Raw genomic sequence first — 24,938 nt, forward strand, 5'->3', positions numbered from 1 at the left:
ACTCAATGAATATTGAGCAAGATAAGACGTTTCAGGCCAGAGTCGCCAGGTACGCCGCCCTCGCCGACCCCGCACGGCTGCGCATCGTGGACCTGCTGACTTTGGGGGACTTGTCCCCGAAGGAGCTGCAGTCGGAACTGGGAATTCCTTCGAATTTGCTGTCGCATCACCTGCGGACCCTGGAAGGGGCCGGGCTGGCGGTGCGGCAGCGTTCCGAAGCTGACAAGCGGCGCAGCTACTTCCGACTGGCGCCCGCAGCCCTCGAAGGACTGGTCCCCGGTCGCGAATACGATGCACGGCGGATCCTGTTTATCTGCACCCGCAACAGCGCCAGATCCCAACTGGCAGCCGCACTGTGGCGCAACGTCAGCGACATCCCCTCAGCATCGGCCGGAACGCACCCCGCGGAGCATGTGGCCAAGGGCGCCATTGAGGTAGCGCGCCGCAATGGCCTCGATCTCGACGGAACCCTGCCCCGCCAGATCAACCAAGTAGCCCTCGATGAAGACCTCGTGGTCACCGTCTGCGACAACGCCCACGAGGAACTCCCGGGCCTACGCGGCATCCACTGGTCGGTGCCGGATCCACTCCGGCTGGACAGTGAAGATGCCTTCGAGAACGCCTTTGCGGACATTTCGCGCCGCGTGCTCGATCTGGCCCCCCGCCTCCGGGCAGCCTAACCTCCACGAAATATTGACAATCATCAATCTATAAGCCGATACTCAATACATCGATGAAGATCAATGTGATTCATCCCGGTATTGGTTCGGTACGACCATCCAGACCAAGCAACTGATTCAGGAGCACCCGTGAGCACCGAAACCGCCAAGAAGCCTTCCGTCCTGTTCGTCTGCGTCCACAACGCCGGACGTTCCCAGATGGCCGCAGCGTTTCTGACAACCCTGTCCGAAGGGGCCATCGAGGTCCGCTCCGCCGGCTCGCAGCCCGCAGACAAGGTCAATCCGGCCGCCGTTGAGGCCATGGCCGAGCTCGGCATCGACATGTCCGCCGAGATCCCGAAGGTCCTGACCACCGAAGCCGTCAAGGAATCCGACGTCGTGATCACCATGGGCTGCGGCGATGAATGCCCGTACTTCCCCGGCAAGCGCTACGAGGACTGGGTCCTTGAAGACCCCGCCGGCCAGGGCGTGGACGCTGTCCGTCCGATCCGCGATGAGATCAAGACCCGCATCGAGGCCCTGATCGCTTCGCTGGTCCCGGCCGCCAAGTAACCCATCTTTTTTCGAGCACCAGGAGAGACTTCCGTGAGCACCGACGTCCAGACAGAACAGCTGATCATCATCGGCTCCGGCCCGGCCGGTTACACGGCCTCGATTTATGCAGCCCGGGCCGGGTTGAACCCGTTGGTCCTGGCCGGTTCGGTCACCGCCGGGGGTGCGTTGATGAACACCACCGAGGTGGAGAACTTCCCGGGCTTCCCGGGCGGCGTTCAGGGCCCTGAGCTGATGGATGGGCTCCAGGAACAGGCCGAGAAGTTCGGCGCCCGGATCGTGTTCGACGACGTCACCGAGGTTGATCTGACGGGTCGCCTCAAGCGCGTGGTCACCGGCGCCGGCGAGACTCACGAGGCACCTGCGGTTATCCTCGCCACCGGCTCGGCCTACAAGGAGCTGGGCTTGCCGGAAGAGAAGAAGCTCAGCGGCCACGGCGTGTCCTGGTGTGCCACCTGCGACGGGTTCTTCTTCCGCGAGCAGGACATCATCGTCGTCGGCGGCGGCGACTCAGCCATGGAGGAAGCGACCTTCCTGACCCGCTTCGCCAGGACCGTCACCGTGGTCGTCCGCAAGGACGAACTCCGCGCCTCCCGGATCATGGCCCAGCGCGCCAAGGACAACCCCAAGATCACCTTCGCCTGGAACTCCGCCATCACCAAGATCCACGGTGAGACCAAGGTCACCGGCGTGACCCTGACGGACACCCGCACTGGGGAAACCCGCGAACAGGCCGCCACCGGCATCTTCGTCGCCATCGGGCACGTGCCCCGCACCGAACTGGTCACCGGGCAGCTCGATCTGGACGCTGAGGGCTACATCAAGGTCGACTCACCCACCACGGTCACCAACCTCTCGGGTGTCTTCGCCTGCGGTGATGCGGTGGATCACCGCTACCGGCAGGCCATCACCGCCGCGGGCACCGGCTGCGCCGCCGCGTTGGACGCCGAACGGTTCCTGGCAGCGTTGGAGGATGCCGACAGCATCGCCACCGCCTTGGTTGAAGAACCAGCCCACGCCTAACCACTCAGTAACGGGGAGGGGTGAACCGGATGCTGCACCGACACGGGCTGCTGCGACGAGGACGATCTGGACTGCTGCTGAACAGCACGACCCCCGGCCTGCCGGCCCCACAAGGACCGGCAGGCACCCCCGCAACCAACCGCACAAACGGACAAGAACAGAGGACAGCATGGATTCAGTGAAGAACCTTCCCGTCGCCGTGATCGGCGCAGGACCCATCGGTTTGGCCACCGCGGCACATTTGCTTGAGCGCGGCCTCGAACCGGTCATCTTCGAAGCCGGACCCACCGCCGGTGCCGCCATTGAACAATGGCGCCACATCCGGCTGTTCTCCCCGTGGCGGTTCAACCTCGACGACGCCGCCGTGCGCCTGCTCGAACCCACCGGCTGGAAGTCCCCCCGCCCCACGGCACTGCCCTACGGCGGCGAACTCATCGACAACTACCTCACCCCGCTGGCCGCCACCCCGGCAATCGGCTCCCGGCTCCAGACCGGCGCCCGCGTCCTTGCCGTCACCCGGCAGGGTATGGACAAAACCCATGTCCGGGACCGCGACACCACCCCGTTCGTCGTCCGCGTTGAACACGACAGCGGCGAAGTTCGGGACCACGTGGTCGGTGCTGTCATCGACGCATCCGGGACCTGGTCCACGCGCAACCCGCTCGGCACCTCCGGTCTGCCCGCCATCGGCGAGACCACCGCAGCTGACCGGATCTCCTCACCGTTGCCCGACGTCGTTGGGCGGGACCGTGCCGCGTTCGCTGGCCGCCGCGTCCTCGTCGTCGGTGCTGGCCACTCGGCTGCGAACACCCTGATCAACCTCGCCGACCTGGCCAAGGAAGAACCCACCACCACCATCCTGTGGGCGGTGCGTGGCGGGTCAGCGGAAAAGGTCTACGGCGGCGGTGACGCCGACGGCCTGCCCGCACGCGGCCAGCTCGGATCCCGGCTCCGCCGCCTCGTTGAAGCCGGAACCATCGAACTGCACACCAGCTTCGGCATCGCCGCCCTGAAAACCCTCGACACGCACGTCACGGTCGAAGCCGTGGACGGGCGCACCGTCGAGGCCGACGTCATCGTGCCCTGCACCGGGTTCCGGCCTGACCTCGATGTCCTGCGCGAACTGCGCCTGAACCTGGACCCGGCAGTGGAAGCACCCACCGAATTGGGGCCGCTGATCGACCCTGAGTTCCACTCCTGCGGAACCGTCCCAGCGCACGGCGCTAAGGTTCTGGCCCACCCGGAGAAGGACTTCTACATCGTCGGGATGAAGTCCTACGGCCGCGCCCCGACCTTCCTGCTGGCCACAGGCTACGAACAGGTCCGGTCCGTGGCCGCCGCTCTCGCCGGCGACCAAGCAGCAGCAGACACCGTCCACCTGGAACTGCCCGAAACCGGGGTTTGCTCCGCGGACGCCGGCACGAGCTGCGACGTCCCCGCCGCAGCCACCACCCCTAAGACATCGCAGGAGCCTGAGTCCCAGGGTGGCTGCTGCGCCGCGCCGGAACCAGCGTTCATCGGGTTCCCGACCGGGCTAGCCCACGGCCGCTCCTCCGACAACTAACCCACCCAACCCACAGCGCCAGTCATCATCGAGCCGGACCCACCCCTAGGGAGTACTGCCATGACCGATCACCAGGAAACGACGCTGGGACTGCAGGACAACACCGAAGTCCTGCACCGGATCAGCAACCGCCTCGCCGACCGCTACGCGGGAACGTTCGCGGCCGAAACGGTCGAACGCTACGTCTTCGAGTCCTACACCGCCCTGGCCAGGACCGCGAAGATCAGCGCCTACCTGCCCGCGACCACTGAGCATTTCGCCAATGACAGGCTCCACGCCCTGGCCAAGTCCAAGGGCGCCATCGTCTCGGACGTTCCCGAAGTGTTGTTCGTCTGCGTCCAGAACGCCGGCCGGTCCCAAATGGCCGCGGCGCTGCTGAACGTCGAGGCCAAGGGCAGGATCCGGGTCCGCTCCGCCGGCTCCCTCCCGGCCTCTGAACTGGACCCGACCGTCGTTGCCGTGATGAACGAGATGGGCCTGGACCTGGGCAAGGAATACCCCAAACCCCTCACCGATGATGTCGTGCGGGCTTCCGATGTCGTCATCACCATGGGCTGCGGTGACTCCTGCCCGATCTACCCCGGAAAACGCTACGAAGACTGGGAACTGACAGACCCCTCCGGCCAGTCCCTGGAGACCGTTCGGGACATCCGCGACCAGATCCACGACCGGGTGAAAACCCTGGTCGCCTCCCTCACGAAAGAAGCAGCACTCTAATGACAACCGAACACCCCGCGGTCCTCTTCGTCTGCAGCAAGAACGGCGGCAAGTCCCAACTCGCCGCCGGTCTCATGCGCGACCTCGCCGGGGACAACATCACCGTCTACTCCGCCGGCACCAAACCCGCCGAGTCCTTGAACGGCCAAGCCGTGGAATCACTGACGGAGCTGGGAATCGACGTCACCGGTGAATACCCCAAACCCGTCACCGACGAGGTCCTGAACCTCGTGGACGCCGTCATCGTCCTCGGCACCGAGGCCAAGCTCGACGCACCTGCCGGGAAACGCTTCGAGATCTGGGAAACCGACGAACCCTCCACCCGCGGCATCGAAGGCATGGAACGCATGCGCCTGGTCCGGGACGACATCAAGACCCGCGTGCAAGCCCTCTACACCGACCTCACCGACGGCACGAACTGATCCACTCCGCAAACATAGAGGCGTTGGCCAGCGGAGCGTATGCCCCGGGAACAGCATGATAGCGAGGCATGCCCTTGTTCCGTGTTGGAAACTTGCCGGGTAGCTTTTGAACGAATAGCCCCGTCGCATTTTGTTGCCTGATGCAAGAGACATCGCACGGTCAGCCCGGCCGGTGTCTCTTATAAATCCTCTTGATCAGCCTGGGTTCAGGTGCTGGTGGCGTCCAGTACTTCACCGCGAGGTTGTCAGAGGTAGCTGCAGATGCGTCCAGGGTCGCAGGTTTCATTTCTCCCGGCAGCGGCGACGGCGTGGAGCCCGGCGACGACGGACCGAAGCGCCACCAACTCGGCGATCTGGTTATCAATGGCGGCCAACTGCCCAGCGAGTAGATCCTGAACGTGGGCGCAGGGCGCGTCTCCGGCCTCGCGGACGGCCAGAATCTGCCCAATCTGTGCGAGAGTCAGACCCGCTGTGCGCCCGCGGCGGATAAAATCAAGCCTTGTCACGGACTCCTGGTTGTAATCCCGGTATCCGTTGCCGGAACGCTTTGCCGCAGGCAGCAGCCCGCTTTCTTCATAGAAACGCAGAGTCTTCGCCGTCATGCCGGCCGCTGCCGCAGCCTCACCAATACGCAATTTGAACCTCTGTCCGTGGAACAGCGAACCTGCCTGCCCGCCTTGACATTCCAGTGTAGGGGAAGGTTGAGAATGAGAGGCAATCATCTGATCTAGTGAGCAGCCCGGGGCAGAGCCCTACTTCGCTGGGGCTGCTGCATTGAGGACAAATGGAGGTTTCATGACCGGGGAATCGGTTCTTGATTATGATCTGGCCATCATCGGTTCCGGAGGCGGGGCGTTCGCCGCGGCGATACGCGCTACGAACCTGGGCAAGCGGGTGTTGATGGTCGAACGCGACACGATCGGAGGGACATGTGTGAACACGGGCTGCATTCCCTCCAAAGCTCTGCTGGCCGCAGCCGAGGCCCGGCATGTCTCCTTGGACGCGTCCAGGCGCTTCGCAGGCATCCGCACTTCCGCCGCACCAGTGGAGATGGCCGATCTGATCGAAGCCAAGAGGTCCCTGGTGGAGACCATGCGGGCGGAAAAGTACGTGGATCTGGCCGCCGATTACGGTTGGGAGATCCGGCAGGGCACGGCCGTGTTCGCCGGCACCCCGTCCGATCCTGTCCTGGAGATCAACGGACCCGAGGGTGCCGGCACGCGGGTGAGCGCCGAAAACTATTTGGTGGCCACCGGCTCAGCCCCCTGGATCCCTTCGGTCCAGGGGCTGGCGGATGTGGAGTACCTGACGTCCACCAGTGCCATGGAACTGGATGAGGTGCCCGCATCCATGCTGATTGTTGGCGGCGGGTACGTGGCGCTGGAACAGGCTCAGCTTTTTGCCCGGTTGGGAACGAAAGTGACCATGTTGGTTCGTTCCAGGCTGGCCTCGGCCGAGGAACCCGAAGCAGCCCATGCCCTGATGGGGGTTTTCACTGATGAGGGAATCCGGGTCGTCCCCGGGGCAACCGTGTCCTCCATCCGTGTCGACCCCGCCAGCGGGGACGTGGTCGCGGCCGCTGCCGTATCCGGAGGACAGGAGGAATTCCGTGCCGCCCGGGTGCTCATCGCGACAGGGCGGCGTCCGGTCACCGGGGCCCTGAACCTGGACGCCGTCGGCGTCCGGACCGGGGACCGCGGCGAGATCCTGGTCCAGGCCACGCTTCGCAGCACCAACCCCAGGATCTGGGCCGCCGGGGACGTTGTCGGCCACCGTGAGTTTGTTTACGTCGCCGCCGCCCATGGAACTCTGATGGTGGAAAATGCTTTTCGAGGTGCCGGCCGTGAGGTGGACTACCGGCACCTGCCCCGGGTCACGTTCACCGGCCCCGCCCTAGCGGCCGTGGGGATGACCGACAAGGAAGCGAACCAGGCAGGCATCCGGTGCATGTGCCGGGTTCTGCCGCTCAAATTTGTCCCTCGGGCCTTGGTGAACCGTGACACCCGCGGCTTCATCAAGATCGTCGCGGACGCGGACACTGACCGGATCGTAGGGATCACTGCCGTGGGTAAGGAAGCCGGGGACATTGCTGCCGCCGGGGTCTACATCCTCGAGGCTGGCATGACTGTGGAGCAGGTCGCGAACCTGTGGAGTCCCTATTTGACCATGGCCGAAGGCATCAAGATTGCCGCGCAGTCGTTCAACACCGACGTCTCCAAACTTTCCTGCTGCGCTGCGTGACCTTTGGCTGAGCTGGGCGGGACGCTTGACCCGGACAGAGACCTTTTGCTCACGGACCCGGCAGGTTCGGTCAGGTCCATCCATCCCCTAGCGCCCAGTCTGGGCGAGGGGGTGGCGGCGAGCAGAAACGTGGGGTGCTGGGGTTAGTCGTGGGTGGGTTCACCGGTGACCTGGTGGTCGGCGTGGTTGATGGTCTCCTGGATGAGGCGGAGCAGGTGCCCGTCGTGGAGGGAGTAGATGACGTGCCGGCCGTCTTTGCGGGTGTCGACCAGTCCGCTGAGCCTGAGTTTGGCCAGGTGCTGGCTGACGACCGTTCGGGGAACGAGTGCTTCGTCGACGAGTTCGGTGACGGTCTTCGGGCCTTGGGCGAGCTGCCAGAGCAGGTGTAGGCGGGTCGGTTCGGCCAGCATCCGCAATGTTCCGGCAGCGCTCTCGAGCAGCTCGGGGCCGGGGGTGACGGGGTGGAACAGGGAACGCGTCCCAGGAGCGTCAGGGAACGGGCTGCGCGGTTGGCTGCTCAACGCTTGGCTCCTTCATGTCGGGTTGCCCGGCGCCAGCGGGGGCGTGCCGGGGCCAGGACAGAAATGCTCCTGCACTGCCTAGTATCGCAAGAATTGTCAGCGCTGCCGCCGCCCAGCCCAAACCTGCCGCGGCTCCGAGCCACCCAGCCAAGGGGTAGGCAACGATGTAGCAGGCGTGCGAGAGCGAAAACTGTGCCGTGAACACATAGGGCTGGGTTTGGTCGGTGGAGGCGTCCCGCAGCAACCGTGAGGATGGAGTGAGAATAGTGGAGTTGCCTGCGCCGAGCAGCAGCCACAGCCCCAGCAGCCACCACCAACCGGACTCCGGTGCAGCAAGGATAATTACAGCCGTTGCGCCGGCGAGGGCCGCCGGGATCAGCGCCGCGCCGGTGAGCATCACCGCCCGGTCCCCGAACCGTTCCAGTACCCGCGGAACCGAGATGGCCACGATCATGGACCCAATCCCGAAACAGACCAGAGCCAGGGCAAGGTCGGTCTCTGGCCGGTGGAGAACTTCGCGGACGTAGACCACTGAGTTGACGAGCACGAGCGCGGTCGGGGCGGCCACCACCACGTTCAAGGCGAGCAGGGACCGCAGGCGGCGGTTGCTCCAGAAAATCCGGACACCCAAGGTGGTGCGGTGCCGGAGCGACCCCGCCGTTCCCGCGCCCGTGGCGGTCTGGGGAAGGGCGGTGATGGCAACGACGCCGGCCGAGAACAAGAACCCGAAAACGGTGCCCAGGAACAGATTGTTGTAACTGACCACTGTGAGCAACATCGCCGCGGCTGCGGGACTGACCAGCGCCTCCATGTCATAAGCCAGCCGGGACAAGGACAACGCTTGTGTATAGTCCCGTTCGTTCTTGAGCACCGTGGGGATCAGGGACTGGAACGCGGGAGTGAACGTCGCGGACGCCGACTGCAGCAGGAAAATCACCACGTAAATCTGCCAGGTCTCCGTGATGAACGGCAGACACAAAGCCATGGCCGCCCTGACCAGGTCCGCGGCGATCAGGACCGGCTTCTTCGGCAACCGCGCGACAAGGGCGTTGATCACCGGGGCGAAGCCCACATACGCAAGCATCTTGATCGTCAGCGCCGTTCCCATCACCGCACCCGCGTTGCTGCCAGCCAGATCAAACGACAAGAGACCCAGCGCGACCGTCAACAAGCCCGTCCCCGTCAAGGCCACAACCTGGGCGGAGAACAGTCGCCGGTACGACTTGTCCCGCAATACTGACAGCATGTCCAAAACACATCTCTCCCTATAAGTGCATATGTGCATGCATCTGCACCTAAAGACTATACATGCTCCCGTTACGCCCCGCTACGGGTCCTGTTGCTGTCAGACCGGGCCCTCAAGCCCGTTGTGCAACTCCGACAGAGCCTTTCAACGGCCGGCGCGACCCTGAATGGTTGCAGACGCGGAAGGCTCCTTCCCCAGCTGGCCGCTGCGGCGTTGTAGGCCCGTGCGCCGATTGACCGGCCTTGGAGAGGACTGGGAAACAACCACCGAGTGTCCTCGGTCCGATCGCCGACCCTTGTAACGATTCTGCTCTCGACAGCCTGGCGGGCATACTCTTCAAGTTCGGGGTAGCGCAGGGAGGCATGACCCAGACTCCGGCGGCGTCAGCCACGATGCCGGACACGGGCGAGACCGCAATTAATGGCTTCTGAATCCGTAGATGACGACCAGCCCGGAAGCCACGCGTAACCCTGGTCCGAACTTCTGATTCGGATCAAGAATCCGTCCAAGAGCGGCCAGCCTGTCGTTCTCCGGAATGAGGAAGACCGTGACCACCGGGTTGGCTACTGGCATCCATCAGCTAGTGCGAGCTGACTTGTGCCGCTCCGCCGTCCAGGCGCATGTGGGAACGGATCCGGGAGGAGTTCACCTTGCCGGCCCTGGTCAGTTCAGGGAACGGCGTTCTGCCGTGCACGATGATCCCGAACCGATCATGCGGCAATTTGGTCTGCGTCTTCTCGATGAGGTGACGTACCGTCCTGGTTTCCACATCCAGCCTGATCTGTCCCTCAACTTCGTCATTGTGGATCTGGCGGCATTGAAACGCTCCTTGGCGGCGTTGCGGTCTGGGGATACGGGCGGCCAATGTGAACTTGGCCGTAGAAGCCGACGACGACCAGTCACGTCGACGCCGAAGGCGACACGTACGAGAGATAAAGACAAGCCGCCGCCGGAGCCTTGATCCTCAAGGCTCGAAAGCAATCGCAATCCGCACAGCACCGGGCGGCAGCCAACCCTATGTAGGTTCAAGAACCTTGGATTGCAATTGGACATTTCCGTCTCACCCTCCCCCTCCCCGCGCTGGGTGGCTGCACCCGGTCGCGGTCGGGTGTCGGCTGGCACACGCTTGGGCGGCCCGGACGGTTGCTGGTTCAGTGCCCGGGAGCCGTGCACCGTAAAGTTCAACGGGTGAGGTTGAACTTTTGATGGGCCATGGACATAGCCACTCCCCTGCCGAGCCGGATCCGACGCCTGAAGCCAAGGCCCTTCGGCGGCGCGCAAATCGGTTGTTATTGGCTGTTCTGGTACCTCTGACTCTGCTGACGCTGACCGCCATGGTCTTGATGTGGCCCTCGGACGCCAGGGACGGCATCACCCTTACCAGCCCATATTCCGGCGCGCCAGGTGCGACCTTTGAGAGCGGAAAGATCCAGAGCGTAGTTCAGGAAAGCTGTACGCAGGGGGCGAGCCAGAACACCCAGGGACCGGGAGCCCCCGACTGCTCTTTTGCGTTCACCGAACCGGATAAAGGCGGCAGCCCAGTCAAGGTGATCATCAATCCGGACGTCGCAAAGTCCCATCGGATTAAAGCCGGAGACAAGATCAGTTATTTGGATTTGGCTGCATCCCCGGGCGCTGCAGCCAGCCAAACGACACCCCAATACATCTTCGTGGACTTCGTCCGTACAGTGCCAATCTTGCTGCTGGCCATCCTGTATTCCGTGGTGGTGATCGCCGTCGCCCGCTGGCGTGGGCTCCGGGCACTCATCGGGCTCGTAGGTGCCTTTGCCGTGTTGGCCGGATTCGTGCTTCCCGGTTTAGTGGAAGGCAAACCCCCGCTGCTATTGGCACTCGTGGGATCCACAGTGATCATGATCGGCATGCTGTACTTCGCACACGGTTTTTCCGCCCGCACATCCACGGCCCTGCTGGGCACCATGTTCGGGCTGGGCATCACGGCGGTGTTGGCAGCCTGGTCCACCGATGCCGCGAATCTTTGGGGCGCCGGGAGCTCCGAAGCCTCGACCCTGTCCAACATTTCGGGCAACATCTCCATCTCGGGCATCATCCTGTGCGGGCTCGTCATATCCGGACTCGGGGTGCTGAACGACGTGACCATTGCGCAATCATCGTCCGTGTGGGAACTCTACGAACTCGCACCCGAATCATCCGCGCGCAAACTCTTTACTTCTGCCATGCGTATAGGCCGCGACCACATCGCTTCCACGGTCTACACGATCGCGTTCGCCTACGCGGGCGCCGCTTTGCCGATCATGATCCTCGTAATGCTTCACAACCGGCCCCTGGGGGAGGCGCTGACCAGTGCCGAAATGTCGGAAGAGGTGGTTCGGACCTTGGTCGGCTCCGTAGGACTGGTACTCGCCATCCCTGTCACAACCTTCCTCGCCGTGCTGGTTGTCAAAGCAACCGGCACCCGCAACCCTGTCCTGCCTGCCGCTCCCAAAGGCATAACCGGGCCCTGATCGCAGAGGCCGCTACACCCCTGCCCGAACAGAGCGACACGCGTCCAGGGCCCTCATGAGCACCCATCCGGCTTCGCTGAACGAGCCGGATGTGGTCGAGGTGTTACCGACGTCGAGTAGTCCGGCAGGTCGCGGGCGACCACCTTCTCTTCTACGCACATGTTCCGGGATTGGACCCAAACGAGTCTCGTCCCCGTGTAGAGCGAGATGAACTTCTCAGTGGGAGTGCCCAACGTCGTGGTGGTCATGGCCGCCGGAAATTCCTGCTCTTGACGCAAGATGAATCCAGCCCGCGTCGCTTAGCGCGTGGTAGGCGATATGGAGTTCCTTCGCTGGATCAGCGACAGCGCTGATGTCCCGCCGTTCCAGGGCGGCGATAAGTTCTTCGGCAGCCGCGGTAAATCTATCGGCGGCGGGCCGGAGGTCCTCCGGCCAAGCAGTAACAGCTACGGCGATGCGGGCATTACGTATTAAGGCCGCCCAGTTCCGGTCAATCTTCGGCTCGGCCCCGGTGAGAGTTGTGGCGATGCCATGGAACCCGACCGTGTCGATGTGGGTCATCGCCGCGAGAATCCCGGCAAGTTCCGGTTCCTTGCCTAAGTCCAGATGCTCCACCCGTGCCTCCCCTTCAAGTCTTCTCCGTCGTTTCTTCGACTGCTTCAAGAGTGACCCTCCCCGCCATCCTGTTCAAGATCTCTCCCGTTCAGATTTTGAAGCTGTAGACCCTGACCTACTTGCCTAATATACCCCCCGGGGGTATATTAGGGGTGTTGTCAGTGAGTGGTATGTCGCGGAGGTCCATTTGGTTCCCTCTTTACAACCGTTCAACCACAGCACCATCTCATCCTCTTCAATGAATGGAACTGACATGCAAACACCATCACGCACCGAGCTGCCCTTGACTGATTCCTCGTCCGGATGCGGTTGCTGCTCCACCGAAGCCAACCCCACTCCGCCCACCGAAGCGGGCGTTGAGTACGGCGTGGAGGGGCTGACCTGCGGTGGCTGCGTGGCCAACGTTGAACGGGCCGTCAAGGCCGTTGACGGCGTCGACACCGCGGCCGTTGGACTTGTCCCCGGCGGGGTCTCCCGCCTGATCATCACCGGTTCTGCGGGGCCTTCTGCGGTCCGGGATGCCGTCACGTCGGCTGGATACAGCCTGACCAGCAGCTAGTCCAAGCACGTTCGGAGCCGCGGCGCCTCGGGCGATGCCGCGGGCCGCACCTGGAGGAGCACACCATGACAGAGCACACACATCACCACGATCATCAGCCTTCGCCGGTCACTGAGGCAGACCCCAACCAGGGAGCATCTCACCGGCCTCCCGCCACACCGGCATCAGCAGATCAGCACCACGCTCCCGCTCAGGGGCACGACGACGATCACGCCGTGCACAGCCACGGCCAGCACGCCGGACACAGCACTGTCATGTTTAAGGACAGGTTCTGGCTAACTCTGGCCTTGTCGGTCCCGGTCGTGTACTTCAGCCCGATGTTCGGGCACCTTCTGGGGTACACGCCGTTAGAGTTCCCGGGCTCGGCCTGGATCCCGCCCATCTTGGGCACCGTGATCTTCCTCTACGGGGGCATGCCCTTCCTCAAAGGCGGCCTGAACGAACTGAAGTCCCGGCAGCCGGGCATGATGCTGCTGATCAGCATGGCCATCACCGTCGCGTTCGCCGCGTCCTGGGCCACCAGCCTGCGGATCGGGAACTTCGATCTGGACTTCTGGTGGGAACTGGCGCTCCTGGTGGCCATTATGTTGCTCGGCCACTGGATCGAAATGCGCGCTCTCGGCTCAGCCCAAGGCGCCCTCGACGCCTTGGCGGCCCTGTTGCCGGACGAGGCCGAACGAGTCACAGACACCGGCGTCGAAACGGTGCCCGTCACCGAACTGCGCTCCGGGGATATTGTTCTGGTCCGGTCCGGGGCCCGGATGCCCGCCGACGGCACCATCACCGATGGGCAGGCCGAGTTCGATGAATCCATGATCACCGGTGAATCCAAAACGGTGCTCCGCGCCGTGGGTGACCCGGTCGTGGCTGGAACTGTGGCCACCGACAACACCGTTCGCGTCACCGTGACGGCCGTCGGAGACGACACGGCCTTGGCCGGTATCCAGCGTCTGGTCGCCGAAGCGCAGGCCTCATCCTCGAAGGCCCAAGCCCTCGCGGACCGGGCGGCTGCCTTCCTGTTCTACTTCGCCACCATCGCCGGTGTCATCACCTTCATCGCCTGGATCCTGTTGGGCAGCCTGCCCGAAGCCGTCACCCGCACGGTGACGGTCCTGGTGATCGCCTGCCCTCACGCCCTTGGGCTGGCCATTCCTTTGGTGATCGCAATCTCCACCGAACAGGCTGCCCGGGCCGGGGTGCTGATCAAGAACCGCATCGCTCTGGAACGCATGCGCACCGTCGACGTCGTGCTGTTCGATAAAACCGGAACCCTGACCAAAGGCGAACCCGAACTGAGGGACGCCTCAGCCGTGCAAGGGACCAACGCGGAGACGCTGCTGGCGCTGGCAGCAGCGGTAGAGTCAGACAGTGAACACCCCGTGGCCCGGGCCATCGTCCGGGCAGCACAGGGCCAAGGCCTCAAGCTCCCGCAGGCGACGGGTTTCACGTCCATGACCGGCAGAGGTGTGCGCGCCACGGTCAATGGCCGGACCGTTCAGGTCGGCGGCCCGGCACTGCTGCGCGAACTCGGACTCGCCGAACCCGAAGCCCTGGCCGACTCGACCCGGGAATGGATGGGCCGCGGCGCTGCCGTGCTGCATGTCATCGACGGGGACCGTGTCCTGGGAGCGGTCAGCCTGGAGGATGCCATCCGGCCCGAATCCCGGCAGGCCGTGGCAGCCCTGCAAAGCAGGGGCATTAAGGTCGCCATGATCACCGGGGACGCCACTCAGGTAGCCAAAGCCGTGGGTGCAGAGCTGAACATCGATGAGGTGTTCGCCGAAGTGCTGCCCGCGGACAAGGACAAGAAAGTCGCCGAGTTGCAGGCACGCGGCCTGAAGGTTGCGATGGTCGGGGACGGGGTCAACGACTCCCCGGCGCTGGCCCGGGCGGAGGTCGGCATCGCCATCGGCGCCGGGACTGATGTGGCTATGGAATCGGCCGGGGTGATCCTGGCCGGTAGCGACCCGAGGGCTGTGCTGTCCATGGTTGACCTGTCTAGGGCGAGCTATGCCAAGATGTGGCAGAACCTGGTGTGGGCCACCGGATACAACGTCATCGCCGTGCCCTTGGCCGCGGGCGTGCTGGCGTTCGCGGGGATCGTTCTGTCACCCGCCGCGGGTGCGGTCCTGATGTCGGTTTCCACGATCGTGGTTGCCCTCAACGCCCAGTTGCTCCGCCGGGTGAAACTGAACCCCTCGAAGGATCGTTGACCATCTGAGGCCAATCGGTGCCGGCTCAACGCATCCCTTGATGCCGCGCCGGTGTCAGTGTCTGGGACAGCGCAGCGTGCAGGGGCGAGAACGTCATTACAGCGCCAGGGGCGGAGCCGCCAGGCCAACACTGTCGGGCACTGGTGCGGTTAGCCAGCCCAAGTCACTTCATGGGTCTAGGACTGGTCCCGTTGCCTTCTTTGGGAGAAGAAGAATCCGGCACCGGCAATGAGCAGGATCGCCGCGACGATCGCGGCGACCAAAGGGGCATTGCCGTCGTCCGGCCCGATGCTTTCCGGAGCTGCTGGCTGTGATGCGGTGCTTGGCTGCGGTGACGGAGGAGTCGTCATCTGGGTGAGCCTCCGATCGCTGAACACTCCCCTCTGGCTCTCAGCTGGTTCAGCGAGGCTCAGGCTGGCTGAGTCGGGGAGTAGGGGCGCCGTCCGGTGCAAAGCTATGGTGACGATGGTCTCCTGTGCCGTCACCATGCTCTGCGGCGGGTAACCCGCTTGGGCTGGAGACGCTGCCAGGGCGGGAAACAGCGCTGCGGCGGCGAGGGCGAGGGAGAGGCTGACCCGTCGGGTTTTGATAGTCCTGGTGGGGGTGGGCTTGTGCATGTCGGCTCCGGTAGATGGGGATGGAGGGGGCGGGTGGCGGGCTTGACCGGTGGTGTCTATTTCACCGCTTCCGCTAGGAGCTGGCGGAGCTGTTCTTTGGTCTCCAGCGGGATCTTCGTACCGTTGAGGAAGAACGTCGGTGTGCCGGTGACTCCAAGGGCGGTACCGTCTGCGATGTCTTCTTTGACCCGTTCTTTGGTCCTGTCATCGGTCACGGTGTCGTCGTAGGCCGCCAGGTCCAGACCGAGCTCCTGGGCGAACGTGCGGAACACCAGGGCTTGGGACTCTTGCTTGTTGCCCCATTGCGGCTCGGTTTCGAACATCTTCGTATACATCTGCTGGTACTTTCCCTGCTGGGCTGCGGCTTCGACGGCGAGGGCGGCTGCGGCGGAGTTTCGATGCGCAGGCAGAGGGAAGTAGCGGTGGATGAAGGTGACCCGGTCTCCGTATTCCTTCTCCAGTTCCTCAATGATCGGCTGCGCGGTGCGGCAGGCTTCGCATTCAAAGTCCAGGAACTCGACCAGTTGGGCCTTTTCCGTGACCGGTGAGGTGGTGCGGTGGCTGTCCTCTCGGACCAGTTGGGCCTCCGCGGCCGGTCGGTCGGCCGTGGGCGCGGGTTTGCCGAGCGTGAATACGCTGTACCAGATCAGGCCAAGGCCGATGAGGACTGTTAACAAGACCCAGATGAAGATCCGGGTCTTTTTGGCGGTGTCGGGAAGTGAAGGGGGAATACCGGGGCGCGTCTTCGGTGGTTGTTGCTTTCTTGCCATGGGGTGCGCTCGATTCTGCGGTGGCTTCTTTGACTATGAGTGTGCGTTCCGGGCCCTTGAAGAACCGCTCCCGCCGGGCCACGGCGACCTTGGGTGGGAACCGCAGTCACCTGTGGTCGGTAGCCTGAAGGACGCGAGTGATTCAAGGGAAGACGACGGGCTATCGGCCGCTTTCGTCTCCGAAGTGGGTCAGCCAGGATGGTCTTTGTTGTTCTCAACGGTGACCGGGTTGCGCGCAGGCTGATGGCATGTACGAATGTCCGGGGAAAGCACCGGGCTATGGTTCGGCCGCTGCGCCGGCGACGAGGGATTTGAGGATGCTCTGGTCGGCCAGGCCCAGGATCCGTGCCGCTACCCGTCCTTGCTTGTCGATCACGAGCGTTGAGGGAACGGCTTGCGGTGGAATGTACTGGGTCAAGGCCAGCAGGATGCCTCCGTCCTTGTCCTGCATGCTGGGGTAGGTGACGCCGAAGGTCCGTTCGAAGGCGACAGCTGTTGCTTCTTCATCGCGGACGTTGACGCCGTAGAACTGGACCCCCTTGGCTTTGAACTCTTGCGCGGCGGTTTCGAGCCGCGGGGCTTCAAGCCGGCACGGAGCGCAGGCGGCGTACCAGAAGTTCAGGACGATGACCTTGCCCGGCCAGTCGCTGGAGTCAACTGCCGTGCCGTCGTACAGCTTTCCCTTCAGGATCACCGGTTGTTTCCGGTCGGCGGCTGCGTATTCGGTGACAGATCCATCACCTGCGACGTAGTTTTTGTTATCACCGGCCTTGGCCTGCTGTGCCAGGGTGTCGCCGGTTCCGCATCCTGTTAGGGCAAGCGCACCCAGCCCGCCCATAAGCGCCGAGGTGATGAGCCGGCGGCGCGAAAGGGGCGAGTGTGGTGGACCGGCTTCTCCGGTTGCCGGGATCCGGGGCGCGTGCTGGGGCATGGGAATCCTTAGATAACGAAATTGTAACTTTTTGATTTTTTGGTTAGGGTTGGTGCGTACATACCCGTTCGGGGTATGCGTTGACCGCTCCGCCAAACCCCGTCGGCGGTCATGAGTATCCAGTTTCAGGCGGGGGCGGAGGACCCAACAACGGTGCATGCTGCGCCTTGGGGTGAAGCCGGCCCTGCGACGCCCAATCTTGGGGTCAGAAGCGGGGCGGGCCGGACAGTCCACTCGTCCGAATCCGACAGCTAACTTCGCCGGCGCCGAGAGGACCCCCACCTTGCCTTCCCAACCCCAGCACGGCCGTCGCCGCGCCTTCCCCACGTCAGACACGGCCAAGCGCCGCCCTAAATCGGTCTTTCCTCCGACTCCACTACGGGAACGGAGCCCACGTTTTGGTGCGGCCGCCGCCGTCACCGGGCTGATCGCCATGAGCGTCCTGTCAGCCGCCCAAGCGGATCCAGGTCGTGCAGGAGGGGGCCAGAACCTTGCCCCCACAGCGCAGGCCCCGGTCGCTGCCCAGCCGGTGATCAACGCCGAGGCCGGCGCTTCTCTTGCCTTTGACCGGCCCGTGGTCGGGTCGAAGGCGGCCCCGCCGGTCACCGTGGCTCCGCCGGCCGCAGCTGCCGCGTCAGCGGTAAAGACCAAAACAGAAGCGGTGGTCCCTCCTGCTCCGGTTGAGACGACACCCGGCCTGAAGGCTCCCATGGCGTCGATCAACGTCAGCTCGCCCTTTGGGCTCAGGGTGAACCCCTTGACCGGGGCAACTGGGGAATGGCACACCGGGATCGACCTGACCGGGGCCTGCAGCACTCCGGTTTTCGCGGCCGGTTCCGGCACCGTTGTGGAGGCCGGGTGGAGCCAGTACGGTGGCGGAAACAGGATCGTCGTTGACCACGGCAATGGCCTAAAGACCACGTACAACCACCTGGCCAGCATCGGCGTTGCCGTTGGACAGGCCGTGGCGAAGGGAGCCCAGATCGCAGGAGTAGGATCGACGGGCAACTCGACAGGATGCCATCTGCATTTCGAGGTCATGGTGAACGACAAGACGGTGGATCCGGCCACCTTTATCTGAGACGCACGGCGTGTGCCGGGTCCTGTGTGGTGTGCGAGTGATTGCTTAAGCATCAGGCACCCGGCCATGGGGGCCTTGGAGGTGTTCCCGGTTCAGGGCCTCCAGTTCCTCGTCGGTGAGTTCATCGAAGGAGCGGGCTTCGCGGCGGTCGCTGCGGGCGAAACGGACAAACATCAGGATGATCAGTGGCAGGTCCACGATCTCGGCGAGGAACCACAGCAGGTCCCCGGCCAGTTGCTGGTCCCGGAGCGGGTTCGGCAGCCAGGATGGGTGGCCGGTCAGGGCCAGAGTCGCCCCATCCAGGACCTGCGGGCTGATGCGCATCAGCACTCCGGGCACGGCGTCGGCGACCAGTTCAATGAAGACGTAAATGAACTCCACCACGATCAGGGACGTCACGTCTTTGGTTGAGCCGTCCTCAATGATGGGCACGGCCATCAGCATCCCCGCCAAGGGGACGAGGACTGTCAGTGCCGCGTCCCATAACGGGTCCGTTCGCAGCGGGTAAAACAAGGGGGTCAGGAACAGCGTAAACATGGCCAGGCCCAGCAAAGCAGCGACCACCGTGTTGCTCAGCGACCTGATCACCCGGTGGTCCAGGAAGGCCTGAAGCCGTTCCTGCCCCGCTCTCCCCAATACGGACCGTGCCAGCGTCAGGGGCCGGCCGGCTGCGACGAGCAGCGGGACGATGAAGAGGTACGAGGTGACTTTCAAGGTGAAGGCCCAGCGAAGATCGTGGCTGTACACGCCCGTGAACCCGAAGCTGAGCACGGCGAAGCTGCCCAAGCCAAGAAGATAGAACGTCGCCGACCGCCACCACGGCCATGCGACGCCCCGGCGCGAGGCCGCGTGCAGGCCCCGGCCGTAGAGGATGCCTGCTGTTGCCACGATGGCCGCGGCCGGCATGTTCAGTGTCCAGGAGGACAAGACGGCGTCCCAGGGAGGCATTGTCAGCGCTTCTTGGTCTCGGTCCGGCCGGCCAAAAAAGCTCCGGCCAGGAACAGCAGCCCTGCGGTGGGGTATCCGGCGTAGAGGTCCAGGGCAAGGCTGGGGGCCTGCCCTGCCGGTGCCAGGTGCAGGATCCAGTGCCAGATGCCAATCGCCGCCCCTGCGGCCATGATTACCTGTCCGATGCGGACCAGCCGACGGTGCCTGCGGTGGCGGGCCTCGGGATCTTCTTTGTCTTTGGGCTTGTCGTTCTTCATGGGGATGTCCTTCGGTGGTTCGGTGGTCTTAGCCGTTGCTTCCGCCGGTGCACGCGGCGCCGGGTTCAGGGGCTTTCGTGGATTGGGCGTAGGCGCTGACGAACGTGGGGATGCGGGAGTCCTCGGCGTCCTGCACGGCCAGCTGGGCTCCCCAGGCTGTGGCGGTGACCGGTTCGTTCTGGTTGGCGTCCGGGCTGAGCAGGATATAGGGGTTGGCCTTGGCCAGAGCGGTGAGTTGGTTGACTTCGGCCGCGGGCAGGTCTGGTTTGTAGCTCAGCCACACGGCTCCGTGTTCCAGGGAGTGAACGGCCCGTTCTTCACTGACAGGTTGGGTGTAGACACCGCAGTTGGCCCAGACGGCGGCGTGGTCGCCTCCGACGCCTGGTTCCTGGGGATAGGAGACCGGCGTTTGGACGTGGTTGCGGGAGAGCCCGGAGTAGATCTGGACGCCGTCGATGGGTTTCTTTGCGGCCTCGGCCGCGGCGTTCTTTTCCTGGACGGCTCCGGTGACCACCACGGCGACGGCCGTGGTGATGGCAGCCAGCAGGAGGCCGAAGCCTCCGTAGACGAGGATGTTCCATTTGCGTTGTTTGGCCTTTTGCCGTGCCCTGATTTCGGCGAGGACAGCCTCGTGCTCGGCACGGCGTTTGTTGGCGTTGCTCATGAGGTTTCTTCTGTACGTGGGAGGGGACGGGCATCGGTTGGGGTTTGGCCGGTCAGGACGAAGGAGCGTGGCCCGGAGCGGAGGATCAGGAACAGCAGTACCCCTGCAATGAGGAGAAGCCCGGAAACCCAGGTGTTTACCCGCAGGCCAAGGATGGTGTTGGCCGGGTCCGAGCGCATCAGTTCGAAGGCGAACCGGCCGCTGGTGTACAAGACGATGTAGGCGGCGAAGACCGACCCGGCGCCGAGCTGGTATTTACGGTCCAGGAACATCAGCAACGAGGCTGCTGCCAGACACCAGAGCGATTCATACAGGAAAGTGGGCTGGAAGTAGCCCAACACCTCCGGCGTTCCATCAGCGTTGGCCACGGCTTGGCCGGTGACGGGGTTCATGGCATGGATCTGCAGTTTCCATGGCAGGTCCGATGGTGCGCCGTAGAGTTCGTTGTTGAACCAGTTGCCCCACCGGCCCAGTCCTTGGGCGATCAGCAAACCCGGGGCTGCGGCGTCGGCAAAGACTGTCAGGCTGATCCCGGCCCGCCGGGCGCCGATCCCGGCCCCGACCAGGCCCAGGGCGACTGCACCCCAGATTCCCAGGCCGCCCTCCCAGATCCGGAAAGCACCCCAAGGGTCTTTGCCCGGTCCGAAGTACAGCTGGTTATCGGTAATCACGTGGTAGAGCCGGCCTCCGACGATCCCGAAGGGAACCGCCCACATCACGGTGTCTAGGGCCTGGGCGGTGGTGCCGCCACGGGCGCGGAGGCGTCGGGCGGTTAGCCAGACGCCGAAGATGATCCCGGCAAGGATGCATAGGGCGTAGAAGCGGATAGTCAGCGGCCCCAGTTGAAGGGCACTGACCGTAGGCGAGGGGATGAAAAACTCCGTGGGGGGCAGGGTTCGCACGGCGGGGCTCACTTAATGTAGGAGAAGAGGGCCATCATGCCCCGCTCGGCGTGGAAGGCGTTGTGGCAATGGACAAGCCACTGGCCCGGGTTGTCCGCATCGAAGAACACCCTCACGCTCTGTTTCGGGCGGACGATGACGGTGTCTTTGCGGGCCCCATCGGCACCGACTTGGAAGGTGTGTCCGTGCAGGTGCATTGGATGCCACATGTCGGTGTCGTTGACGAAGTCAACCTGGACGCGTTCGCCGGCCTTGATCTCGAAGGCGTGCTCGAACGGTTTGTCCATGGCGAAACTGTTCCCGTTGATCCCCCAGTCGTATTTGTCCATCCCGCCGGTGAGTTTGAGCTCGTGGGTACGATCAGGGGCCTTGACCGAGAGCGTGACGGCGGGGTCTGCTTTGAGTTGGCCGCCGTCCATGACGGTTCCGCCCAGACTGTCCGGCAGGACGGCCGGCAAGGGTTTCTTGCCGGTGCCGGTGCCGATGAATCCGAGGGCTTTGCCGGTTTTGCCTTCGGGCAGGGCCAAGACGGGGGTGAATCCCTCGCCTACGGTGACCAGGGCATCGATGCGTTCGCCCATGCCAAGGACGACGGCGTCGACGTCCTGATGTTGGACCGGGAAGCCGTCGGTGTGGATGAGGGTGAGCTTTCGTCGTGGAATGCCGACCCGGTAGGCGGTGTCTCCGGCTGCGTTGATGATCCGCAGCCGGACAACTTCCCCGGCGGTGGCTGCAAAGACCTCAGCGTCGTCGGGGGCCTTGGCGTTGAACAGGTGGAACGGGTAGCTGACGTCTCCGGCGTCCCCGCCCAGGAAGTCGCTGCGGGAACCCATGAGCATGTGCTTCATTCCCATGCCCATGGCCCCGCCCGAAGGCCCGGGCGAGGAACCCATCGAGCCGTGGTCCATGCCGCCCATGGACATGCCCTGGGACAGTTCGGCCAGCACGTCCTCGGGGGTCCCGGTGATTCCGTCCATCCAGTCATCGAGGATGATCACCCAGTCCTTATCGTAGGTGAGCGGCTCCTCCGGGTCCTCCACGATCAGCGCCCCGTACAGGGCGCGTTCGCGTTGGAGTTCCACGTGGGAGTGGTACCAGTACGTCCCGGGATGGGCGAGTCGGAAGTCGTAGCTGAAAACGGCACCGGCAGCTACCGGATCCTGGGTGATGTGTTGGACTCCGTCCTGGTCGTTGCGCAGGGCCAAGCCGTGCCAGTGGATGGAGGTCTCCTCCGGCAGGCCATTGGCCAGGTCCACGTTCAAGCGGTCCCCGGACCGGGCACGGATGACCGGGCCGGCCAGCATCGCGTTGAAGCCCCAGGTCGTGACAGTTTTACCGGCCACCGTTGCGGTGAGGGAAGCTGCGTTCAGTGCCTGCTTCACGGTGCTACCGGAGTCGGGACGTTGGGATTCGGTCTCGGCGACCGCGGGGTCGGTGGGCAGGAGGCGTTCGGGTCCCGTTGCTGCGGGGTCGGGGGTGGTGCATGCTGCCAGCGCAGCGGCTGCGGCACCGGCGACCGACAGTGCCAGGAAGTGGCGTCTGTTCAGTTGGTTGTTCATGGGAAATATCCTTTTGGTCTGCGGAGCAAGGGTCCGGCAGGTATCAGATGGGAGTGAGGAAGGTTCCGGAGAGGTTCTGCAGCTGGTAAATCCACTGCACCCAGACCCCTGTGACCATGAGAACGCCGAGGATGATGAGCATGGCTGCCCCGGCGATGTTGACGATCCGGATGTGCCGGCGTACCAGGGCCAGGGCGGAACTGACCCACCCCAGGCCCATCGCCGTCAACGCGAATGGAATACCCAACCCGAGACAGTAGGCGAAGGCCAGCAGTGCACCGCGTCCGGCGCTGCCGGTCGTGACGCTCAGAGACAACACGGCGCTGAGCGTCGGGCCCATGCAAGGTGTCCAGCCCAGCCCGAAGACAACGCCCAGCAGCGGTGCGCCGCTCAGCCCGGTCCGGCGTGCGAGGCTGACCTTCCGGGTCTGCTGCAGCCAGGGCACCAGCCCCAGCAGTGCCGCGCCCATGAGGATCACAACAATTCCAAGACCGCGCATGAGAGCGTCCTGCCAGCGCAGCAGCCAGGAGCCGATCGCCCCGAACGCGGCCCCGTAGAGGGTGAACACCGCGGCGAAGCCCAGCACGAACAACCCAACACCGGCCAGGACCCGGCGCCGGTTACGTGGCTGGCCGGGGTCGGTGAGCCCGGACACGTAGCCCAGATATCCCGGGACGAGCGGAAGGATGCACGGGGAGAGGAATGAGACCAGCCCAGCTGCCATGGCCATCGGGATGGCGATGAGCAGGGCGCCGGAGATCACGGTGGAGGCGAAGAAACCACCAACGTCCATGGCCTTAGTCCGCGTCGGCGGGACGGAACGTGACCCCGCCATCGGTGGATACGGCCAGCCCTGTGGTGGTGGCCGCCCAAATCCAGGGCCTGCCCTCGGCTCCTTCGGAGGCAGCGATGGCCTGGATTTCACCGTCGATGGTGCCGGTCTTGTTCCACACCGTGCCCGCGTCCGAGGAGATGTACACGGTTCCGTCCGGTGTGACACCCACGGCTTCGGTGGCGGTGGCGAACGCTGCAAACTGGAGGACCGGCGCCCCCACATTCAGAGCCCAGGTCTTCCCGGCATCGGCCGAGCGCTGGAGTCCCTGCGGTGTGGTGGCCAGGACGGTGTCGCTGTAGGGGTTTCCTGCCAGGACTGCGGGTACGAAACCGGCAGTTGCTGTTTGCCAGCTCTTCCCGTCGGTGCTGGTTTGCAGGGTTCCGTCGTAGGCGACAATTCCGGACTTGGTGGTGGCGAGGGTGTGGAAGTCGGACTCCCCCTGGCGGGAGAGCTGCTCCCACGTCACCCCGCCGTCTGTGGACCGGAGAAGTCCCACAGGGTTGGGCAGGTCTGAGTCCTGGCCGGGGTGTCCGGAGGCGTAGAACACACCTTGGTCCATGGCGGCGGTGAAGCCCATGAGGTCGTTGGTCGGACCGATCTTGACGGCCGTGTTCTTGGAGACGTCGAACAAGCCTTCGTGTGTTGCCAGCAGAATCTGGCCGGTTTCGGAGTTGACGCTCAGCCCATGGACGTGGGTGCTGGGCAGGCCCTTCCCTGGTTCTGCGGACATGGAAATCGTTGGGGACGGACCAGAGGAGGCTGTGGATGAGCAGGCTGAAATGCCCAGGGTGAGTATGATCGCGGCCGTGGTGGCGGCGATGGCGCGTGGCTGGGTGAAGGTAGGGGTAGGCATGGGGGCTCCAGGAGAAGGGATGAGGAAAAGGGAATGCCCGGCACCGCCCGGGAACCGGGTGGTGCCGGCGGCCGTCAGAGTCCGGCCAGCAGGTCCTTCATTTCCTGGATTTCCGCTTCCTGGGAGGTCACGATGCTTTGGGCCAGCGCGACGGCGTCGGGGTTTTTGCCCGCTGCGGCCTCAGTCTTGGACATCGCAACAGCGCCTTGGTGGTGGGCGATCATCTGCGTCAGGAACAGTTTCGCGGCTTCAATACCCTGGGCTTGTTCCAGCTTGGTCATGTCCTCGGCGCTCATCATGCCGGACATCGTGTGTCCCGCGGCCATGGTCGCGGACTCGTTCCAGTTCTGCAGCCAGGTAGTCATCTTGACGATCTCCGGGCCTTGGGCTGTTTTGATTTTCTCGGCCAGGGCCGTGACGGTGGCGGGGATGTTCTGCTTGGCGAGGATCATGTCGCTCATGTCCACGGCTTGGGTGTGGTGCACGATCATGGACTGGGCGAACATGGTGTCATCGCCGCTGTGGTCGCCGACAAGCGCAGTGGAGCCCGAGGACATGCTGGAGCTGCCATGGTTCATGCCGGGCATGCTGCCGCCGCCGGCGGAGCAGCCGGCGAGGACAAGCCCGGCGGCGAGGCCGGCGGCGGAAATGGTTAGAAATTTCTTCATGGGAATCAGGGTCCTTC

At 64.2% G+C, this 24,938-nt stretch carries 27 protein-coding genes and 1 riboswitch; of the genes, 11 read left to right on the forward strand and 16 right to left on the reverse strand.

Annotation, left to right across the window (positions count from 1 at the left end; genetic code table 11):
• Positions 1-5 precede the first annotated feature (5 nt).
• From PV760_RS13655 to PV760_RS13680, 6 genes are all read left to right on the forward strand, one after another.
• Positions 6-680, forward strand: a complete 675-nt coding sequence (locus PV760_RS13655) for an arsenate reductase/protein-tyrosine-phosphatase family protein (RefSeq protein ID WP_354628002.1) — start codon at positions 6-8, stop codon at positions 678-680.
• 129 nt (positions 681-809) lie between these two features.
• On the forward strand, positions 810-1,232 hold the full coding sequence (locus PV760_RS13660) for an arsenate reductase ArsC (RefSeq protein WP_354628003.1): 423 nt from the start codon (positions 810-812) through the stop codon (positions 1,230-1,232).
• 33 nt (positions 1,233-1,265) lie between these two features.
• Positions 1,266-2,255, forward strand: a complete 990-nt coding sequence (trxB, locus tag PV760_RS13665; RefSeq protein WP_354628004.1) for a thioredoxin-disulfide reductase — start codon at positions 1,266-1,268, stop codon at positions 2,253-2,255.
• A gap of 169 nt (positions 2,256-2,424) precedes the next feature.
• Positions 2,425-3,819 (forward strand): FAD-dependent oxidoreductase, encoded by a 1,395-nt coding sequence (locus PV760_RS13670; RefSeq protein WP_354628005.1) that lies wholly within the window; start codon positions 2,425-2,427, stop codon positions 3,817-3,819.
• A 60-nt stretch (positions 3,820-3,879) separates the two neighbouring features.
• Positions 3,880-4,536 (forward strand): arsenate reductase ArsC, encoded by a 657-nt coding sequence (locus PV760_RS13675; protein WP_354628006.1) that lies wholly within the window; start codon positions 3,880-3,882, stop codon positions 4,534-4,536.
• Positions 4,536-4,958 carry an arsenate-mycothiol transferase ArsC gene (locus PV760_RS13680; RefSeq protein ID WP_354628007.1) on the forward strand — a complete coding sequence of 141 codons (423 nt, stop codon included), beginning with the start codon at positions 4,536-4,538 and terminating at the stop codon, positions 4,956-4,958. The genes PV760_RS13675 and PV760_RS13680 overlap by 1 nt, the downstream gene beginning before the upstream one ends.
• Before the next feature lie 245 nt (positions 4,959-5,203).
• Here the strand turns inward: PV760_RS13680 and PV760_RS13685 are convergent, their stop codons facing one another.
• Positions 5,204-5,593, reverse strand: coding sequence for a heavy metal-responsive transcriptional regulator (locus PV760_RS13685; protein ID WP_354628008.1), 390 nt, complete (start codon positions 5,591-5,593; stop codon positions 5,204-5,206).
• Between the two features lie 160 nt (positions 5,594-5,753).
• Here PV760_RS13685 and merA point away from each other — a divergent pair, with 160 nt between their 5' ends.
• Positions 5,754-7,199, forward strand: coding sequence for a mercury(II) reductase (gene merA / locus PV760_RS13690; RefSeq protein ID WP_354628009.1), 1,446 nt, complete (start codon positions 5,754-5,756; stop codon positions 7,197-7,199).
• 143 nt (positions 7,200-7,342) lie between these two features.
• On the opposite strand, the gene PV760_RS13695 is transcribed toward merA, so the two are convergent.
• The 3 genes from PV760_RS13695 to PV760_RS13705 all read right to left on the reverse strand — a co-directional run bounded on the left by PV760_RS13695 (position 7,343) and on the right by PV760_RS13705 (position 9,539).
• Positions 7,343-7,720 carry an ArsR/SmtB family transcription factor gene (locus PV760_RS13695; RefSeq protein ID WP_354628010.1) on the reverse strand — a complete coding sequence of 126 codons (378 nt, stop codon included), beginning with the start codon at positions 7,718-7,720 and terminating at the stop codon, positions 7,343-7,345.
• A complete protein-coding gene (locus PV760_RS13700) occupies positions 7,689-8,966 on the reverse strand; it encodes an MFS transporter (RefSeq protein WP_354628011.1) in 1,278 nt (425 codons plus the stop codon). Before PV760_RS13700 ends, PV760_RS13695 begins: the two co-directional genes overlap by 32 nt.
• 417 nt (positions 8,967-9,383) lie before the next feature.
• Positions 9,384-9,539 (reverse strand): hypothetical protein, encoded by a 156-nt coding sequence (locus PV760_RS13705; RefSeq protein ID WP_354628012.1) that lies wholly within the window; start codon positions 9,537-9,539, stop codon positions 9,384-9,386.
• A gap of 632 nt (positions 9,540-10,171) precedes the next feature.
• Between PV760_RS13705 and PV760_RS13710 the strand changes: the two genes are divergently transcribed.
• A complete protein-coding gene (locus tag PV760_RS13710) occupies positions 10,172-11,449 on the forward strand; it encodes a YibE/F family protein (protein ID WP_354628013.1) in 1,278 nt (425 codons plus the stop codon).
• 216 nt (positions 11,450-11,665) lie between these two features.
• On the opposite strand, the gene PV760_RS13715 is transcribed toward PV760_RS13710, so the two are convergent.
• Positions 11,666-12,064 carry a hypothetical protein gene (locus PV760_RS13715; protein WP_354628014.1) on the reverse strand — a complete coding sequence of 133 codons (399 nt, stop codon included), beginning with the start codon at positions 12,062-12,064 and terminating at the stop codon, positions 11,666-11,668.
• Positions 12,065-12,317: 253 nt separating this feature from the next.
• On the opposite strand from PV760_RS13715, the gene PV760_RS13720 reads away from it, so the two are divergent.
• Positions 12,318-12,623, forward strand: a complete 306-nt coding sequence (locus PV760_RS13720) for a heavy-metal-associated domain-containing protein (protein WP_354628015.1) — start codon at positions 12,318-12,320, stop codon at positions 12,621-12,623.
• Between the two features lie 65 nt (positions 12,624-12,688).
• Positions 12,689-14,836 (forward strand): copper-translocating P-type ATPase, encoded by a 2,148-nt coding sequence (locus PV760_RS13725; RefSeq protein WP_354628016.1) that lies wholly within the window; start codon positions 12,689-12,691, stop codon positions 14,834-14,836.
• Positions 14,837-15,012: 176 nt separating this feature from the next.
• Here the strand turns inward: PV760_RS13725 and PV760_RS13730 are convergent, their stop codons facing one another.
• From PV760_RS13730 to PV760_RS13740, 3 genes are all read right to left on the reverse strand, one after another.
• On the reverse strand, positions 15,013-15,453 hold the full coding sequence (locus PV760_RS13730) for a hypothetical protein (RefSeq protein WP_354628017.1): 441 nt from the start codon (positions 15,451-15,453) through the stop codon (positions 15,013-15,015).
• A 56-nt stretch (positions 15,454-15,509) separates the two neighbouring features.
• Positions 15,510-16,223, reverse strand: a complete 714-nt coding sequence (locus PV760_RS13735; protein WP_354628018.1) for a DsbA family protein — start codon at positions 16,221-16,223, stop codon at positions 15,510-15,512.
• 277 nt (positions 16,224-16,500) lie between these two features.
• A complete protein-coding gene (locus PV760_RS13740) occupies positions 16,501-17,154 on the reverse strand; it encodes a TlpA family protein disulfide reductase (RefSeq protein WP_502921443.1) in 654 nt (217 codons plus the stop codon).
• Between the two features lie 80 nt (positions 17,155-17,234).
• Positions 17,235-17,432, forward strand: a riboswitch (cyclic di-AMP (ydaO/yuaA leader).
• Positions 17,433-17,437: 5 nt separating this feature from the next.
• Between PV760_RS13740 and PV760_RS13745 the strand changes: the two genes are divergently transcribed.
• The gene (locus PV760_RS13745) at positions 17,438-18,235 is read left to right on the forward strand and encodes a M23 family metallopeptidase (RefSeq protein ID WP_354628019.1); all 798 of its coding nucleotides are present in this window, start codon (positions 17,438-17,440) and stop codon (positions 18,233-18,235) included.
• Between the two features lie 45 nt (positions 18,236-18,280).
• On the opposite strand, the gene PV760_RS13750 is transcribed toward PV760_RS13745, so the two are convergent.
• The 8 genes from PV760_RS13750 to PV760_RS13785 all read right to left on the reverse strand — a co-directional run bounded on the left by PV760_RS13750 (position 18,281) and on the right by PV760_RS13785 (position 24,921).
• Positions 18,281-19,183 carry a cytochrome c oxidase assembly protein gene (locus PV760_RS13750; protein WP_354628020.1) on the reverse strand — a complete coding sequence of 301 codons (903 nt, stop codon included), beginning with the start codon at positions 19,181-19,183 and terminating at the stop codon, positions 18,281-18,283.
• Between the two features lie 2 nt (positions 19,184-19,185).
• Positions 19,186-19,440, reverse strand: coding sequence for a hypothetical protein (locus PV760_RS13755; protein WP_354628021.1), 255 nt, complete (start codon positions 19,438-19,440; stop codon positions 19,186-19,188).
• A 28-nt stretch (positions 19,441-19,468) separates the two neighbouring features.
• On the reverse strand, positions 19,469-20,104 hold the full coding sequence (locus tag PV760_RS13760) for a thioredoxin-like domain-containing protein (protein ID WP_354628022.1): 636 nt from the start codon (positions 20,102-20,104) through the stop codon (positions 19,469-19,471).
• Positions 20,101-21,006, reverse strand: a complete 906-nt coding sequence (gene lgt / locus PV760_RS13765; RefSeq protein ID WP_354628023.1) for a prolipoprotein diacylglyceryl transferase — start codon at positions 21,004-21,006, stop codon at positions 20,101-20,103. Before lgt ends, PV760_RS13760 begins: the two co-directional genes overlap by 4 nt.
• A gap of 8 nt (positions 21,007-21,014) precedes the next feature.
• Complete coding sequence (locus PV760_RS13770; RefSeq protein WP_354628024.1) at positions 21,015-22,565, reverse strand: multicopper oxidase family protein; 1,551 nt, start codon at positions 22,563-22,565, stop codon at positions 21,015-21,017.
• A 43-nt stretch (positions 22,566-22,608) separates the two neighbouring features.
• The gene (locus PV760_RS13775) at positions 22,609-23,358 is read right to left on the reverse strand and encodes a cytochrome c biogenesis CcdA family protein (protein ID WP_354628025.1); all 750 of its coding nucleotides are present in this window, start codon (positions 23,356-23,358) and stop codon (positions 22,609-22,611) included.
• 4 nt (positions 23,359-23,362) lie between these two features.
• Complete coding sequence (locus PV760_RS13780; RefSeq protein WP_354628026.1) at positions 23,363-24,253, reverse strand: F510_1955 family glycosylhydrolase; 891 nt, start codon at positions 24,251-24,253, stop codon at positions 23,363-23,365.
• A 74-nt stretch (positions 24,254-24,327) separates the two neighbouring features.
• Positions 24,328-24,921 carry a DUF305 domain-containing protein gene (locus PV760_RS13785; RefSeq protein WP_354628027.1) on the reverse strand — a complete coding sequence of 198 codons (594 nt, stop codon included), beginning with the start codon at positions 24,919-24,921 and terminating at the stop codon, positions 24,328-24,330.
• Between the last annotated feature and the right edge of the window lie 17 nt (positions 24,922-24,938).

Origin of the sequence: Paenarthrobacter sp. CC6, from assembly GCF_040560085.1 — a bacterium.
In the GTDB taxonomy this organism is placed as follows: domain Bacteria; phylum Actinomycetota; class Actinomycetes; order Actinomycetales; family Micrococcaceae; genus Arthrobacter; species Arthrobacter nicotinovorans.

Coding starts and splice junctions, on each gene's coding strand:
- PV760_RS13775 (WP_354628025.1), bottom strand. CDS start 23,358: ATGGACGTTGGTGGTTTCTTCGCCTCCACCGTGATCTCCGGCGCCCTG.
- PV760_RS13780 (WP_354628026.1), bottom strand. CDS start 24,253: ATGCCTACCCCTACCTTCACCCAGCCACGCGCCATCGCCGCCACCACG.
- merA (WP_354628009.1), top strand. CDS start 5,754: ATGACCGGGGAATCGGTTCTTGATTATGATCTGGCCATCATCGGTTCC.
- PV760_RS13785 (WP_354628027.1), bottom strand. CDS start 24,921: ATGAAGAAATTTCTAACCATTTCCGCCGCCGGCCTCGCCGCCGGGCTT.
- PV760_RS13675 (WP_354628006.1), top strand. CDS start 3,880: ATGACCGATCACCAGGAAACGACGCTGGGACTGCAGGACAACACCGAA.
- PV760_RS13725 (WP_354628016.1), top strand. CDS start 12,689: ATGACAGAGCACACACATCACCACGATCATCAGCCTTCGCCGGTCACT.
- PV760_RS13760 (WP_354628022.1), bottom strand. CDS start 20,104: ATGAGCAACGCCAACAAACGCCGTGCCGAGCACGAGGCTGTCCTCGCC.
- PV760_RS13720 (WP_354628015.1), top strand. CDS start 12,318: ATGCAAACACCATCACGCACCGAGCTGCCCTTGACTGATTCCTCGTCC.
- PV760_RS13735 (WP_354628018.1), bottom strand. CDS start 16,223: ATGGCAAGAAAGCAACAACCACCGAAGACGCGCCCCGGTATTCCCCCT.
- PV760_RS13670 (WP_354628005.1), top strand. CDS start 2,425: ATGGATTCAGTGAAGAACCTTCCCGTCGCCGTGATCGGCGCAGGACCC.
- PV760_RS13755 (WP_354628021.1), bottom strand. CDS start 19,440: ATGAAGAACGACAAGCCCAAAGACAAAGAAGATCCCGAGGCCCGCCAC.
- PV760_RS13770 (WP_354628024.1), bottom strand. CDS start 22,565: ATGAACAACCAACTGAACAGACGCCACTTCCTGGCACTGTCGGTCGCC.
- PV760_RS13680 (WP_354628007.1), top strand. CDS start 4,536: ATGACAACCGAACACCCCGCGGTCCTCTTCGTCTGCAGCAAGAACGGC.
- PV760_RS13655 (WP_354628002.1), top strand. CDS start 6: ATGAATATTGAGCAAGATAAGACGTTTCAGGCCAGAGTCGCCAGGTAC.
- PV760_RS13705 (WP_354628012.1), bottom strand. CDS start 9,539: ATGCCAGTAGCCAACCCGGTGGTCACGGTCTTCCTCATTCCGGAGAAC.
- PV760_RS13710 (WP_354628013.1), top strand. CDS start 10,172: ATGGGCCATGGACATAGCCACTCCCCTGCCGAGCCGGATCCGACGCCT.
- PV760_RS13740 (WP_502921443.1), bottom strand. CDS start 17,154: ATGCCCCAGCACGCGCCCCGGATCCCGGCAACCGGAGAAGCCGGTCCA.
- PV760_RS13730 (WP_354628017.1), bottom strand. CDS start 15,453: ATGCACAAGCCCACCCCCACCAGGACTATCAAAACCCGACGGGTCAGC.
- PV760_RS13700 (WP_354628011.1), bottom strand. CDS start 8,966: ATGCTGTCAGTATTGCGGGACAAGTCGTACCGGCGACTGTTCTCCGCC.
- PV760_RS13750 (WP_354628020.1), bottom strand. CDS start 19,183: ATGCCTCCCTGGGACGCCGTCTTGTCCTCCTGGACACTGAACATGCCG.